Origin of the sequence: Halocella sp. SP3-1, assembly GCF_003953885.1 — a bacterium.
GTDB lineage: Bacteria > Bacillota > Halanaerobiia > Halanaerobiales > DTU029 > Iocasia > Iocasia fonsfrigidae.
In genome coordinates this window covers 2,862,059-2,878,141 of record NZ_CP032760.1, presented here as the reverse complement: position 1 = coordinate 2,878,141, position 16,083 = coordinate 2,862,059, and the positions used below count along the sequence as shown (strand labels likewise).

General features: G+C 38.6%; 11 protein-coding genes. 10 read left to right on the top strand and 1 reads right to left on the bottom strand.

Features of this window, described 5'->3' with window-relative positions:
• The 9 genes from D7D81_RS13780 (at position 1) to D7D81_RS13740 (ending at position 10,355) form a co-directional block, all read left to right on the top strand.
• Positions 1 to 1,392 carry a lyase family protein gene (locus D7D81_RS13780; protein ID WP_125992195.1) on the top strand — a complete coding sequence of 464 codons (1,392 nt, stop codon included), beginning with the start codon at positions 1 to 3 and terminating at the stop codon, positions 1,390 to 1,392.
• A 10-nt stretch (positions 1,393 to 1,402) separates the two neighbouring features.
• Complete coding sequence (gene purC, locus D7D81_RS13775) at positions 1,403 to 2,110, top strand: phosphoribosylaminoimidazolesuccinocarboxamide synthase (RefSeq protein ID WP_125992193.1); 708 nt, start codon at positions 1,403 to 1,405, stop codon at positions 2,108 to 2,110.
• Positions 2,111 to 2,171: 61 nt separating this feature from the next.
• Entirely contained in the window at positions 2,172 to 3,563 is a 1,392-nt protein-coding gene (gene purF, locus D7D81_RS13770; protein ID WP_286169725.1) for an amidophosphoribosyltransferase, read from the top strand.
• Positions 3,563 to 4,591 (top strand): phosphoribosylformylglycinamidine cyclo-ligase, encoded by a 1,029-nt coding sequence (purM, locus tag D7D81_RS13765; protein WP_125990648.1) that lies wholly within the window; start codon positions 3,563 to 3,565, stop codon positions 4,589 to 4,591. Before purF ends, purM begins: the two co-directional genes overlap by 1 nt.
• Before the next feature lie 14 nt (positions 4,592 to 4,605).
• The gene (purN, locus tag D7D81_RS13760; RefSeq protein ID WP_125990647.1) at positions 4,606 to 5,211 is read left to right on the top strand and encodes a phosphoribosylglycinamide formyltransferase; all 606 of its coding nucleotides are present in this window, start codon (positions 4,606 to 4,608) and stop codon (positions 5,209 to 5,211) included.
• Between the two features lie 15 nt (positions 5,212 to 5,226).
• On the top strand, positions 5,227 to 6,798 hold the full coding sequence (gene purH, locus D7D81_RS13755) for a bifunctional phosphoribosylaminoimidazolecarboxamide formyltransferase/IMP cyclohydrolase (protein ID WP_125990646.1): 1,572 nt from the start codon (positions 5,227 to 5,229) through the stop codon (positions 6,796 to 6,798).
• Positions 6,799 to 7,321: 523 nt separating this feature from the next.
• Positions 7,322 to 7,699 (top strand): YraN family protein, encoded by a 378-nt coding sequence (locus tag D7D81_RS13750; protein ID WP_205739221.1) that lies wholly within the window; start codon positions 7,322 to 7,324, stop codon positions 7,697 to 7,699.
• A gap of 350 nt (positions 7,700 to 8,049) precedes the next feature.
• The gene (locus D7D81_RS13745; protein ID WP_125990645.1) at positions 8,050 to 9,579 is read left to right on the top strand and encodes a YifB family Mg chelatase-like AAA ATPase; all 1,530 of its coding nucleotides are present in this window, start codon (positions 8,050 to 8,052) and stop codon (positions 9,577 to 9,579) included.
• Between the two features lie 38 nt (positions 9,580 to 9,617).
• Complete coding sequence (locus D7D81_RS13740) at positions 9,618 to 10,355, top strand: MBL fold metallo-hydrolase (protein ID WP_125990644.1); 738 nt, start codon at positions 9,618 to 9,620, stop codon at positions 10,353 to 10,355.
• A gap of 278 nt (positions 10,356 to 10,633) precedes the next feature.
• Here D7D81_RS13740 and D7D81_RS13735 read toward each other — a convergent pair whose 3' ends face one another.
• Positions 10,634 to 12,070 (bottom strand): DDE-type integrase/transposase/recombinase, encoded by a 1,437-nt coding sequence (locus tag D7D81_RS13735; protein ID WP_125986144.1) that lies wholly within the window; start codon positions 12,068 to 12,070, stop codon positions 10,634 to 10,636.
• Between the two features lie 175 nt (positions 12,071 to 12,245).
• On the opposite strand from D7D81_RS13735, the gene D7D81_RS13730 reads away from it, so the two are divergent.
• Positions 12,246 to 16,010: a phosphoribosylformylglycinamidine synthase gene (locus tag D7D81_RS13730; RefSeq protein WP_125990643.1), complete on the top strand. Its 3,765-nt coding sequence runs from the start codon at positions 12,246 to 12,248 to the stop codon at positions 16,008 to 16,010.
• Positions 16,011 to 16,083 lie beyond the last annotated feature (73 nt).

The window sequence follows — 16,083 nt, the reverse complement described above, 5'->3', positions numbered from 1 at the left end:
GTGATAAGGCGTAATATCTTTGAGAATATAAGCCCTTTAGATCATCGTTATTCCTTAAGAGAAGAGGAGTATCAGGATTATAAGAAATATTTATCTGAAAAGGCCCGGATAGCATACCAACTCCAGGTTGAAGTGGCTTTAGTAAAGGTATTGGCTAAAAGGGGAATCTGTCCTGCAGAAGTTGCTGGAGAACTGCTAGAAGTAGTTAAGGATATTACAGTTGAGGAGGTATATCAGGAAGAAAAAAAGACCAGACATGATATACGTGCCCTGGTTAATTGTATACAAAAACGGGTTAGTGATCAGGGCAAACCGTATGTCCACTTTACAACGACATCATTTGATATTGTTGATACAGCTAACTCTTTACGTCTTAAAGAGACAAGTCGGGAATTAATTATTCCCACACTTATCAAGCTGGAAAAGATCTTGATGGATTTAGCAGATAGGGAAAAAGAGACTGTTCAGATCGGCAGGACACATGGGCAGCATGCTGTACCGGTAACATTTGGTTTTACTATTGCTGAATATGTTAGTCGTCTGGGAAATCGAATAGAAGAGATAGGTAAAAAGAGTCAGTTACTAAGAGGAAAGATAGCAGGGGCGGTAGGGGCTTATAATGCAAGCCACCTATTTTTTGCTGAACCTGATGAATTTGAGGCAGAGGTATTAGCCGAGCTTGGATTAAAGGCCGGGTCTCATTCTACACAAATTGTAGAACCTGAATATGTGACTGATTTTGTGCATTCTATTGTCTCCTGTTTTGGTGTTTTAGCGAATTTGAGTGATGATATGCGCCATCTACAGCGTAGTGAAATAGCAGAGATTGGGGAGTATTTTGACAAAGATCAGGTTGGTTCTTCTACCATGCCTCATAAAAGAAATCCTATAAACTATGAGAATGTGAAGAGTCTCTGGAAAGAGTTTATGCCCAGGATGATAACTCTTTATCAGGATCAGATTTCTGAACATCAGCGAGACCTTACAAATTCAGCTTCAGGTCGTTTTATACCTGAAATAGTTGTAGGGTTTTTATCAGCTGCTAATAGGTTAATCAGGGTTTTCAGCAAACTAGCAGTTGATTATGATAATATAAAAAAGAATTTTGCTCTGAATAAAGAAATGATTGTTGCTGAACCATTATATATATTACTGGCTTCATATGGACACCCTGATGCACATGAAGCAGTACGCAGACTGACACTTGAAGCCCAGGAGTCAGGTAAAACATTACGGGAATTGATTCCTGAAAAAGATGAATTAAAGGCTTATTTAAAGAGATTTACAGCCAGACAGCGGGAGATACTGGTCAATCCAGAGGAATATACAGGTATTGCTGCCACGAAGACTGAGGCAGTTATTAAAAAATGGCAGGAAAGATTAAAAATATAGGAGGGGTATGATGATAAAGAAAGAAATGCTATATGAGGGGAAGGCCAAGCAGATTTATAAAACTAAAGAAGATGATAAATTAATAGTATTATTTAAGGATGATGCAACTGCTTTTAATGGAGAGAAAAAGGGACAGATAAGTGGTAAGGGTGTCATGAATAATAAAATTTCTAATATCTTTTTTAAATTACTGGCCGATAAGGATGTCCCTACACACCTTTTAGAAGAGATTAGTGAAACAGAAGTTTTGGTCAGAAAACTGGAAATTATACCGGTAGAGGTTGTAATGAGGAATATTGCTGCCGGAAGTCTTGCCAAGAGGTTAGGCCTTGAAGAAGGAACAGTTATGAGCCAACCGGTTCTGGAATTCTATTATAAAGATGATGACCTTGGTGACCCTATGATAAATGAATACCATATTTATGCTCAGAAGATGGCCGATAGAGAAGAAATTGCCCGGATTAAGGAATTATCCTTTAAAATAAATGAACTCTTAACTAATTTTTTAAAGGATAAGAGTATTGAACTGGTTGACTTTAAATTAGAATTTGGTAAGGGTAGTGATGGTAAGATATACCTTGGTGACGAAATATCACCTGATACTTGTCGTTTCTGGGATAGTGAAACCAGGGAAAAACTTGATAAAGATCGTTTCCGTAGAGATTTAGGGGGAGTTGAAGGGGCATATCAGGAAATATTAAGACGTCTGCAGGGGTAAATTAATTACTGAAAATTAAACCTTTAACTCTTGATTCTATGGTGAGGAGATGAAAAAAAGTATGATAGAAAAATTGGGGGAAGAGTGTGGTGTTTTTGGTATTTATGCCCCGGAAAAGAAAGATAGTATTTCTACTATAAGTTATCTTGGTCTGCTTGCCCTGCAGCACAGAGGACAGGAGAGTGCAGGTATCTGTGTTAATGATAGTGGTAACTTAAAGAATCATAAGGCAATGGGTTTAGTATCAAATGTCTTTAATGAAGAAATTTTAAATAAGCTGCAGGGTGAGATGGCAATTGGTCATGTAAGGTATTCTACTTCTGGTTCAAGTATGCTGACAAATGCTCAGCCTTTATTAATAAATTGTAACAAAGGGTACCTGTCATTAGCCCATAATGGTAATCTGATAAATGCTGCAGAATTAAGGCAGAATCTGGAATCCCACGGTTCAATCTTTCATTCCACTCTTGATACAGAAGTAATTGCTCATCTGGTTGCCCGTTCTTTTGAAGATAATCTAATAGATGCCCTGACTCAGACCCTCCATCAACTAAAGGGTGGTTATAGTATTGTCGCTATGACCAGGGATAACCTGGTAGCAGCCAGGGATCCCTTTGGTCTTAGACCATTGGTTCTTGGTAGAATGGAGACAGGTTATGTAATAGCTTCTGAGACCTGTGCTTTTGATATTATTGGGGCTGAATTTATTAGAGAGATAGAACCAGGTGAACTTATTGTGATAGATAGGGATGGTATCAAAAGCCGCCATTATAGTAGTAATAAACCATATAGATTTTGCGTTTTTGAATTTATTTATTTTGCAAGGCCTGATAGTAATATAGGGGGGCAGAATGTCCACCTGGCCCGCAGGGAGATGGGTAGACAGATGGCCCGTGAAATAAAGGTGGATGCAGATATAGTTGTTCCAGTACCTGATTCTGGCAAGTCGGCTGCCATGGGTTTTGCAGAGGAATCAGGGATACCATATACCAAAGGAATTTTGCGTAATAGGTATGTGGGAAGGACATTTATTCAACCAACCCAGGAAATAAGGGACTTAAAGGTACGTATTAAGTTAAGCCCCATCAAAGAGGTAATCAAAGGGAAGCGGGTTATCCTGGTTGATGATTCAATAGTAAGAGGGACAACCAGCAGACAGATAATTAATAGGGTTCGTGAGGCTGGTGCTAAAGAGGTTCATATTGCTATTTCTTCCCCACCTGTTATTAACCCCTGTTATTATGGAATAGATATTTCTAACTGTCAGGAACTTATTGCCAGGCAGATGGATCTTGAAGGTATCTGTGAGCATATTGGAGCAGATTCTCTCAACTATCTGAGTATTAAGGGATTATTAAAGTCAATTAAAGCAGTGGATTATGGTTTCTGTACAGCTTGTTTTAGTGGTGAATACCCGGTTGGTAGTGAGTTAGTTAATAAGGGGGTAAAATAATGGGCTTAACATATAAGGATGCAGGTGTAGATATTGCTGCTGGTAATAAGGCTATCAGTAGGATAAAAGAAAAGGTTGAATCAACCTTTGATCATCAGGTTTTAACAGGTTTAGGTGGTTTTGGTGGACTCTATGCCCCTTTATTACAGGGCATGAAAGAGCCGGTGCTGGTCTCAGGGACTGATGGTGTAGGTACTAAGCTGAAAATAGCTTTTATGATGGATAAACATGATACAATTGGAATTGATCTGGTAGCAATGTGTGTTAATGATGTCCTGGCCCAGGGTGCTAGGCCATTATTCTTTCTTGATTACCTGGCAACAGGAAAACTTAATCCAGCTAAGGCAGCTGAAATAGTAAATGGTATTGTAGCAGGGTGTAAACGGGCGGGCTGTTCACTTATTGGTGGAGAAACCGCTGAACTACCTGATTTTTATCAGGATGAAGAATATGATTTAGCGGGTTTTGTAGTAGGACTGGTTGATAAAAAAGAGATCATAAGTGGAGAAGGTATTAAGACAGGAGATAAGATAATCGGCCTCCCCTCCAGTGGAATACACAGTAATGGTTATTCATTAGTTAGAAAGGTTTTTTTTGACTTAGGAAGTTATAATGTTGAGCAGGAGATTGAGGAATTAGGGACAACCCTAGGTGAAGAACTGCTAAAACCAACCAGGATATATACTGATCCTGTTTTAAAGATGCTGGATAAATTCAGTATTAAGGGTATTGCCCATATTACCGGGGGTGGTTTTCTAGAGAATATCCCCCGCATTTTGCCTCAGGGAACAGGGGTAGTCATTGAAGAGGGAAGCTGGCAGATCCCGGCTGTGTTTAATTTATTACAAACTGTAGGTGATATTGAGCTAAAGGAGATGTATCATACCTTTAACATGGGGATTGGAATGATTCTGGTAGTAGATAAAACTGATTGTGAACAGATTTTAAAATATGCTGCTGGACTTGGTGAATTAGCCTGTTTAATCGGGGAAGTAGTCCCAGGAGAAAATAGTGTTGAGATTAAATAAAGGGGGAAACCTGGGTGTTAAAAATTGCTGTGCTGGCTTCAGGGAGAGGTAGTAACCTGCAGTCAATTATTAATAGTATTGAAAAAGCTAGTCTGAGTGCTGAGATCAGAATTGTAGTAAGTGATAATAAGGATGCTGGAGCTCTTGATAAGGCCAGAAAACATAATATTGCTGCCCGGTTTATTGATCCAGCTTCTTATGGGAGTAAAAGTAATTATGAAAAGGCTATTATTAAAGTATTTGAAGAAAAAGGAATTGATTTAGTGGTAATGGCCGGTTTTATGAGAATCCTGGGGAAGGATTTTATAGAATATTACCAGGGACGGATCATGAATATCCACCCATCTTTATTACCATCATTTCCTGGTTTGCATGCTCAACGCCAGGCCCTTGAATATGGTGTTAAATACACTGGTTGTACGGTCCATTTTGCGGATCAGGGAATGGATACAGGCCCGATTATTCTTCAGGCGGTTGTACCGATCAAAGATAATGACACTGAAGAATCCCTGGCTAGCAGGATACTCGGCAAAGAGCATGTGATATATCCAGAGGCAATCAGGCTTTATAGTGAAAACAAACTCCAGGTAAAAGGTAGAAAGGTTATTATTAAGGAATAGAAAGGGTGAATAATTATGCAAGTAAAACGTGCTTTGCTGAGTGTTTCGAATAAAGAGGGAATTGTTGAATTTGCCAGGGGATTAAATGAATTGGGAATTGAATTAATATCTACTGGTGGTACTGCTGCAAAATTAACAGAAGCTGGTCTACCTGTAATCGGAATAAGTGAGATAACAGATTTTCCCGAAATGATGGATGGGAGGGTTAAGACCCTGCATCCGGCTGTGCATGGTGGAATACTGGCAGTCAGGGACAATAAACAGCATATGACAGAACTGGCTGAACAGGGGATTACCCCTATTGACCTTATTGTCTGTAATCTCTATCCCTTTGCCGAGACAATTGCCAGAGAGGGTGTCAGCCTGGAAGAAGCGATTGAAAATATTGATATTGGTGGCCCAACAATGATCAGGTCTGCTGCCAAAAATAATAATGATGTCGTTGTTGTTGTTAACCCAGAAAATTATAATAAGGTGCTTAAGGAATTAAAAGATAATAACGGCTCTGTGAGTAAGGAGACCAAACTTGAGTTAGCCTATCAGGCCTTTCATCATACAGCAGAATATGACCATTTGATTCAGGATTACCTGGCTGGTGTTATTGAGGGAGGTAATGATAACCATCTACCTGAGGTGATTATGGATAGGTATCAGAAGAAGTCAAACCTGCGTTATGGTGAAAATCCACATCAAAAAGCCGCTTTTTATCAGGAAAAATCATTTGCAGAGCCTTCTATTACAACAGCTAAACAACTCCATGGTAAAGAATTGTCCTTTAATAATATAAATGATACAAATGGTGCCCTGGAATTGGTTAAAGAGTTTGAGGATAGACCAGCAGCTGCTGTGATTAAGCATGCCAATCCCTGTGGAATGGCTGTAGCAGATAATATTGTAGAGGCATATAAAAATGCTCATGCCGGTGACCCTTTATCTGCCTATGGAAGTATAGTTGCTTTAAATAGAGAGGTGTCTGGGGAACTTGCCATTGAAATAACTGGGAAAGATAAGTTTGTCGAGGTAGTTATTGCCCCTGGATATAGTAATCAGGCCCTAGATGTTTTAAAGAACAGGTGGAAAAATGTCCGCATACTTGAAGTAGGTGATTTATATATTAACAGGGAAAAACCAGGCTATGATATGAAAAAAGTGACAGGTGGTCTGCTTGTTCAAGCTAGAGATATCTATCAAGTTAAACGGGATGAGCTGGAGATTGTTACTGATACTAAACCTACAGAAGAGCAGTTAGCAGACTTATTATTTGCCTGGAAGGTAGTAAAACATGTCAAATCTAATGCCATAGTAATGGCCAGGAATGGTATGATTGTAGGTGTGGGAGCTGGTCAGATGAGCCGTGTTGATTCCATGATAATTGCTGGTCTTAAAGCAGAGGGTAGACAGGAAGGTGGTGTAGTGGCCTCAGATGCCTTTTTCCCTTTTCCAGATGCGATAGAGGAGGCGGCTGCTAAAGGTATTAAGGCAATTATACAACCTGGGGGTTCAATAAGGGATGAAAAGGTAATAGAGGCAGCTAATGAATATAATATTGCTATGGTCTTTACTGGTATCAGACACTTTAGACATTAGTTTTTTGATTTAAATATAATCCCCATTAAATTGAAGGAATTTAATTGGATAACTCGAATAAATAGAACAGATGGTAATAATTAACTTTGCTGGTATCTTTATAGATGAGGTTAGAAATTATTTTTTAACGTTTACCAGGAAATTGCGGATAACTTTGAAGGCCGACAGATATATTTGTTTTCCTTGTCGTTTACCGCAGGCACTCCGCATCTAAGCAGAGCGTACGAGAAAATTAAGGTTGCGCTGCGGTGTCCTACCTTCGCTTACTGTCGGGAAATTCTCCTCCGGCTCACTGACTCTTCTTTTTATTACGCATGGTCGAGTCAGTATCAGGCCGTCGAGGCCAAGCTCCTGCCTACGGATAATTTCTAGAGTCGTACAATAAATATATCTGTCTAGATTATTAAAACTAGTTAACTTTGTGTAAAAAATATTCCTAAGTAAAAATTAATAATTATTGATTAAGTCTGGGTAGCGAAGCCAGTTTATTCTTTAAAGTTGTTCATTAACGGGGTGTTCTTTTATGGAAAATAATAGTTTTCTTCAAGCTATGGGCAGGAAAGAGCTCGGTGATTGGGGGGAAAAACAGGCCTCTAAATATTTGAGAAATAGTGGTTATCAGATACTTGAAAAGAATTATTCCTGTAAACTTGGTGAGATTGATTTGATTATTTGCCAGAATGACATATTGATATTTGTGGAGGTTAAGACTAGACGCAGTATTAATTATGGACCACCCCAGGCAGCTGTTGACTATCGAAAACAGGATAAAATCAAAAAAGTTGCTCTATATTATTTATCAATTAACAGGGGATTGGATATGGAGCTCAGATTTGATGTTATAAGTATTATGCTGAAAAAGGGGCAGGTAGAGATTGAACATTTTGAGAATGCTTTTTAATGGCTAAATCATTTTGTTTAGGTATACCAGGAAACTATGCGATTTAGAAATTGTAGATAACTTTAAAGACCGACAAATATATTTGTTTCCCTTGTCGTGTGCTACAGCGTCCTGCTTACGCTTACTGTCGAGAAATTTTCTTTCGGCGTCCATGCCTCAAGACAATTTCTAGAGTCGTCCAACAAATATATTTGTCTGGTTAATAATTTATTGATTAACTATGTGTAATAAATAGTTTGAGTTAAGAAAGCTGATGTACTTGATTAACTCTGGGTGGCGAAGCCAATTTGTTTTGTTGTGACTATATGATTTAGCTGAAATACCTATGCGGAAAATAAGGGGTGGGGACTATGTATGCCGGGGTTAAGAGTGCGACTATTATGGGGGTTGATGGATTTATTGTTCAGGTTGAGGTTGACCTGGCAAGAGGGCTACCTGCTTTTGATATTGTTGGACTGCCTGATACTGCTGTCCGTGAATCACGTGAAAGGGTCAGGGCAGCTGTCAAAAATTCAGGTTATAGTTTCCCAGGTAGTCGTATTACTATTAATCTGGCCCCTGGTGATCTTAAAAAGGCTGGTTCGCATTATGACCTGGCCATAGCGGTTGGTATTTTAGCGGCTGAAGGAATTATTAGTACTCAAAGGATAGGTGATTATTTAATTACAGGTGAATTGTCTTTGACTGGTGAAGTAAGAAAGGTTAAAGGTGTTTTACCAATGGCCCTGCAGGCCCGCGGGGAAGGCTTAAAGGGTTTAATAATTCCTGAGGAAAATCAGAGTGAAGGATTGATTGTAGAGGGTATAGATATTATACCAGCAGCTCACCTCAATGATGTTATTGATTATTTTAATGAAGAGATTGTTAAGGAAGTAGTTATAAGTGATTTAATAAGAAACAGTAAGAATAAGGAATATAGAGAAGATTTTTCTGATGTGAAAGGACAGCAGGAGGCCAAACGGGCCCTGGAGATTGCTGCAGCTGGGCGGCATAATATTATCATGGTCGGCCCCCCTGGTTCAGGGAAAACTATGTTGGCCCGGAGATTGAGGACTATCTTACCGCCTTTAACTGAAGAGGAATCACTTGAATTAACTAAAATATATAGCATTATGGGGTTAATTGGCAGTAGTGATGGCTTAATAAAGGAACGTCCTTTCCGTGCACCCCATCACAGCATTTCCTATGTCGGTTTAATTGGTGGTGGGAGGGTTCCAGAGCCTGGTGAAGTAAGCCTGGCCCATAATGGGACATTATTTCTTGATGAATTACCAGAATATCAACGTTCTGTTCTGGAGATGCTGCGCCAACCCCTTGAAGAAGGTAAAGTTTCTATTGTCAGGGCACTGGCTAAAGCGATTTTCCCGGCCAATATTATGTTAGTAGCTGCTATGAATCCCTGCCCTTGTGGTTATTATGGTGATGAAAACCACCAGTGTAATTGTACTGTCAAAGATATTAGACGTTACAGGGGTAAGATATCTGGCCCTCTACTGGATAGAATTGATATTCATATTGAGGTACCAGCACTTAGTCCCAATGAACTGCTTACAGGCAGAGGTGCTACTGAACATTCCGGTCAAATTCGTCAGCGTGTTTTACAGGCCAGGGATTTTCAGTGTCAAAGATATAAGAATGAACCGTACCTGTATAACTCTAAACTTGATTCCAAAGGGATACAGAAATACTGCTTGTTAAATAAAGAAGGCCAACAATTAATTAAAGAAGCAATCAGGAGATTGAGCTTGAGTGCCAGGGCATATGATCGTATATTACGATTGGCCAGAACTATTGCTGATCTGGAAAAAAGTGAGGAGATAAAGGTTGACCATCTGGCTGAGGCAGTACAATACAGGACACTTGATCGGAAGTTAATATAGTTGTAGTTTAATAATCATACTGAGGGAGGTAGTGATAGATGAAAGCGCTAATATATCATCTTTATCATAGTGGGGTGTTTTTAGAAATTGATGATACAGTCCTGATATTTGATTATTATCATGATATTTCTGTACCCGGGAGAGAGGGATTAGAAGCTGGTGTTGTTGATACAACTTATTTAAAAGGAAAAAGGGTTTATGTTTTTGTTACCCACCGGCATAGTGACCATTATAATCCTCTTATTTTTGACTGGCAGAAAAGAGTTAAGGATATAAAATATATCCTCAGTAATGATATAAAAATAAAAAGCAGGGGCCATAATATGATCTTTATGGAAAAATATCAGGAGAGAATAATTGACGATATTAAAGTCAGGACCTATGGGACTACAGATCAGGGTTTATCATACTTTCTTGAGGCAAAAGATTTAAATATTTATCATGCTGGAGATTTAAATTGGTGGAAATGGCCAGATTTTTCAATAGAAAAACAGCTGCAGGAGGAAAGGGACTTCAAAAATGAAGTAGCCAGGATAAAGGGTGAAGTAATTGATATAGCCTTTATACCTGTTGATCCCCGTCTGGGGGAAAATTACTACCTGGCTGGTAAATATTTTGCTCAATCACTGGAACCTGAACTACTCGTGCCGATTCATTTTGGGGATAATTATCAAATTACAGATAAATTTGCTGCTATTATGGCTGATACTGCTGTTGATTCAGCTATCTTAGCTGGTAGGGGTAGTAAAATAGTTTTTACTAAAGAAAACTGGTAGTGTCAAAAAATCTATGAAAAAGTGATGTTGGAGACAGATTTTAGTCTTTTAAGTAATTTTTACTGGTTGGATCGTTGCATAACCCTTGACAAACACCATCCAAATGCTGCTGGTAAGTAGCCGAGGTTGAAGGGGATGGATATAAAGAGCATAGCAAATTAGCCAACCCTCGTACTTCAATTTTAGCATTTGTCTGGTTCGGTTTGTAAAGGGTTCGCTTCGCCAATGCTTAGATAAAGCTTTTAGCTGCCTCGGGTTCTGCTAAATAGATATAAAGATTAAGCAGAATGCTGTTGCTCGTAGAGTATATGCTCTTGAGCTAGTTCAATCAGCTTGCCCCATCTTGCAGGCATGTTAGGCAGATTAATAAGCTGAGGTACAGTTACAGGTACTTTTTTCTCTAGAGCTGAATGTGGTCTTAAGAAATTGAAGTATGCTGCAAAAAGGTTCACGTATGATACTGATCCTTTAGAAGACTTAAAACCACATCTTGATCTGTAGCTTTTTTTAAAAGTTCTATTGAGTCTTTCAATAATTTGTTTTAGAGGTCGATTTTCCTTTGAGACAGGGTCGTCATTAGTAAGGCCGAGAACCTGGGTGATATCAAAATTAATACCCTGTTGATAGAAATAATGTTTAGCCAGAAGATAGATAGGATTACCGTCAACTACGAAGTTGAGGTTATCAGGGATAGTATCCATCTTAGTAAGGACATCATTAATAGCTTTAATTGCAGAAGGTGTATCTCTATTAGGTGAGACATGGTAAGATAGAATAATCTTTTTCACAGCATCAAAGAAGAAGAAAATATACTGCCACTTGCCATAAACCTTAATGTAGGTTTCATCACCACAGAAAGAGTCAGAAAGCTCATAAGGATAATTATCTAAATAGGGTTTAACTAGATAACCAACTGAATCAGCATAGTTAATTACAGTTTGATGAGAGATATTAACATTATGAACATCTTCCATGATAGCAGCTACGTTGCGAGAAGAAAGACCATAATTAACATAGTAAGTAAGGATTAACCCCAGAGTATGTGGTGAAGAATGTATTCCTGAGATATCAACTTTAGGTAAATCTGGAGACTCCTTGCTCAATGGTTGAAAGTCAAAGTCAAATTCTCTGTAAATGTATCTAACTTTAAACTTATGGGGATATTTTTTAAAGTGTTTTTTCTCTTCTTTACTCATGGATCTAAGGTTTTTAAGATAAAAAGAGCAGTCATCATTCTTGCATTTGTAGATATAGAAATTCTTACGCTCTTTAATTTGTTCTAGAGTACGAGAGCAATGGGGACACCTAAAGATAACAGTTTTAGAAAAGCGATTTTTATCATTAAAATTAGTCTTACAAATTTTACAGAGATATTGACCACGACCACCAGTATTATCATAAAGATAAATATGTGGGGCACCACATCTTGGGCAGGTCATAGACTCAGGAACTTTGTATTTGGCGTTACGGCGTCTGACAGGTTTAAGAGGTTTACCATGTTCCTGTTCGTAAGCAATTATTAGTTTTTGGTAATCAAGCTTTTCCAGGACTTCAATAATGGGTAAATCATCAACTTGAAGATGATGATATTTCTTGCTGATGGGAATCTCATCTTTGGGCATGAAGTCTTTACTAACAAGTAAAGTCAAGAGATAGCAAATAATATGATATTGAATTTGAATATAAGTAAGTAAGACATTAATAATTTGTTTCAAAGTTTGTCACCGCCTTTTCTATTTGTGGTTTAAAAAGGTAAATAAGCAACCTAAATATACCTCAAAAAGAGGGGGGGTGACAAGTATTTAAGATCAAATCCCTACTATAATAGGGTTTTGACAATATATTTTAAAATATTTTTGACATTACGAGAAAACTAGGAGAGGTGGGTTTATGAATAAGGGTGTATTCAGGATATTTGTAGAAAAAAAACCAGGGTTTGATACAGAGAGTCAGTTTCTAAACAAAGAAATTAAGGAATTTCTAGGAATTAAGGGTTTAACAGCTATCAGGGTTATTCACCGCTATGATATTGAGGGGATTTCTGATGATATATATAATAGGTCACGGGAAACTATATTTGCTGAACCACCGGTTGACCTGATTTATGATGGAGACTTTGAAATTACAGAGGATGCTAGGTTTATTGCTATAGAATATCTGCCTGGGCAATATGACCAGAGGGCAGATTCAGCTGCCCAGTGTATTCAAATATTAACCCATGGGGAAAAACCTGAAGTAAGGTGTGCGAAGATAATTCTTATCTCAGGTGAGATTACAGATAAAGAATTTCAGAAAATAAAGGATTATTGTATTAACCCACTGGAAAGCCGTGAGGCATCACTGGCCAAGCCTAAGACATTAAAGATGGAGCTAGAGTATCCAACTGAAGTAAAAGAAATAGATGATTTTATTAAGATGAATAAAGATGAATTACTCTCTTTACACCAGGAATTAGAACTGGCTATGTCAGATGCTGATCTGCTTTTTACCCAGAATTATTTTAAGAAGGAAGGCCGCAATCCAGCTCTGACAGAGATCAGGGTTCTGGATACCTATTGGTCTGATCACTGCCGTCATACTACTTTTTTAACAGAGATAACTGATATAGAGTTTAGGGATGGACCATATACTCCAGCCATTAAGAAGGCTTATCAACAGTACCTTGATAGGAGAAAAAGCCTTTATGGTGACCAGGAAAAACCGATATGTTTAATGGATATTGCTACTATTGGTATGAAAGAAATGAGTGAGCGTGGTCTCTTAGATGATCTTGACAAATCAGAGGAGATAAATGCCTGTAGTATTAAAATTAAGGTTGATATTGACGGTCAAAAAGAAGATTGGCTGTTGATGTTTAAGAATGAGACTCATAATCATCCTACAGAAATTGAACCCTTTGGTGGGGCAGCAACATGCTTAGGGGGGGCAATACGGGACCCTTTATCAGGCAGGTCTTATGTTTATCAGGCTATGCGGGTTACAGGTAGTGCTGACCCCAGGCAGAATATTTCAGCCACAATGGAGGGCAAGCTGCCACAAAGGAAGATAAGCACTGGTGCTGCTGAGGGGTATAGTTCATATGGTAATCAGATCGGCCTGGCGACAGGACATGTTGCAGAATTATATCATGAAAATTTTATTGCTAAAAGAATGGAGATTGGTGCTGTTCTGGGGGCAGCCCCGGCAGAAAATGTCATCAGAGAAAGACCGCAAAAGGGAGATATTATTATTCTTTTAGGTGGTAGAACTGGACGTGATGGTTGTGGTGGTGCTACTGGTTCTTCTAAAGAGCATACTGAAGAATCTCTGCATTCCTGCGGTGCTGAGGTTCAAAAGGGCAATCCTATTACTGAAAGAAAGATACAGCGGCTTTTCAGGAACCCAGACTTTAGTAAATTAATTAAACGCTGCAATGATTTTGGAGCTGGCGGAGTATCAGTAGCCATAGGCGAACTAGCTGACAGCCTGGATATTGATCTGGATGCTGTACCCAAAAAATATGAGGGTCTTGATGGAACTGAACTGGCTATATCTGAATCACAGGAACGTATGGCAGTAGTCATTGCTCAAGGTGATCTGGCTGAGCTCATTAATATTGCTGAGGAAGAGAACCTGGAGGCAACACCTGTGGCGGTTGTGACAGACACAGGTAGGTTGAGGATGACCTGGCAAGACAAGACAATAGTAGATATTAGTCGTGATTTTTTAAATACCCATGGTGCTGCACAACAGAGTAGTGTTACAGTAATATCAGCAGATACTGATGATAATTACCTGACAGCTTCCCCGGTGGAATTAACTGATTATCAAGATATTAAAACTGCCTGGTTTGATAATCTGCAGGATTTAAATGTTTGTAGTCAGAAAGGCCTGGTAGAGAGATTTGATAGTACGATTGGTGCTGCCAGTATTCTGCTTCCTTTTGGAGGGAAATACCAGATGACTCCTGTTGATGGGATGGCAGCCAAGATACCAGTTCTTAAAGGCGAAACCAATACTGCTACAGTAATGACTTTTGGATATAATCCAAAACTTGCCAGTTGGAGTCCTTTTCATGGGGCAGTTTATGCTGTAGTTCAGGCTGTTGCCCGGGCAGTGGCTTTAGGTACAGATTATAAAAATATCAGGTTAACCTTTCAGGAGTATTTTGAAAAATTAGGGCAGGATAGGACGAGATGGGGTAAGCCTTTCAGTGCTCTATTGGGGGCCTATCTTGTACAATCATCTTTGGGGATTCCTGCTATAGGTGGTAAAGATAGTATGTCAGGAACTTTTAAAGATATAGATGTTCCCCCGACATTGCTTGCTTTTGCTGTAAATGTAAGTGATGTTAAGCATATTATTTCTCCAGAATTTAAAAGCAAAGATAGTAGGGTAGTGTGGGTTAGAATAAAAAAGGATAAGGACAGCCTCCCTGTTTTTGAAGACCTAAAAGAAAAATATGCTGTTATACACAATTTAATTAAAAAAGGCAAGGTCAGAGCAGCTAAGGCTGTTGATGAAGGTGGTGTTGCAGCAGCTGTCAGTAAGATGACCTTTGGTAATCAGATAGGTTTTGATTTTAAGGAGAATATTAATATTAAAGACCTGTTTTTACCAGAATTCGGTTCCCTGGTTTTGGAATTATCCCCACAGGCTGATTTGAGTAATTTAAGTGAATATATATTACTGGGTTCTACTAGCAGCGACTCTTATATCAGGGTTGAAGATGAAGAAATAGATATAATTGAGGCGCAAAACAAATGGCAAGAACCATTAGAAGGGATTTTCCCTACTAGAACTAAGGTGCTAAAAGAAACTCCACCCTTAAAAATTAACAGGATAAAGGAAATTAAAAAATCATCAGTTAAGATTACTAAACCAGGGGTGTTTATACCTGTATTCCCTGGGACTAATTGTGAATATGATACTATCCGAAAATTTGAAGAGGCAGGTGCTCGGGTTGAATCTTTTGTCTTTAAAAACCTGACTCCTAAAATGATAGATGAATCTATTGAAAAAATGGTTGAGATGATTGATGAATCTCAAATTTTAATGATTTCAGGCGGTTTCAGTGCTGGAGATGAACCTGAGGGTTCAGGTAAATTTATAGCAAATGTTTTCAGAAATCCCCTGATTAGTGAATCACTTATGAGATTACTAAACGAAAGAGATGGTCTTATTCTAGGTATTTGTAATGGGTTTCAGGCCTTAATTAAGCTCGGCCTTCTGCCTTATGGTGAAATTTGTGATATTAATAGTAATTCACCTACCTTAAGTTACAATACAATAGGAAGGCATGTCTCATCTATGGTGAGAACCAGGGTAGTATCAAATGTGTCCCCCTGGTTGGCCAGGGTTCAAGCAGGGGCTGAGCATATTATACCAGTCTCACACGGTGAGGGTAGATTTATTGCCAGTGATGAGCTTTTAAAAGACCTTCTTAATAATGGACAGATTGCTACCCAGTATGTCGATTTTAAAGGTAAGCCAACCCAGGATAATAGGTTTAATCCTAATGGTTCATGCTGGTCTGTCGAAGGTATTACCAGTCCAGATGGCAGGATTTTTGGGAAAATGGGGCATTCAGAAAGAATAACTTCAAATACTGCTAAAAATATACCGGGAGAGAAAGACCAGCAGTTATTTAGGGCTGGTGTAGAATATTTTATGTAATATTTCAAGAAATAGAAGCCCTTTAAAATCAGGGGCTTCTATTTTGTATCAGTCTATAATTATTATATTATTA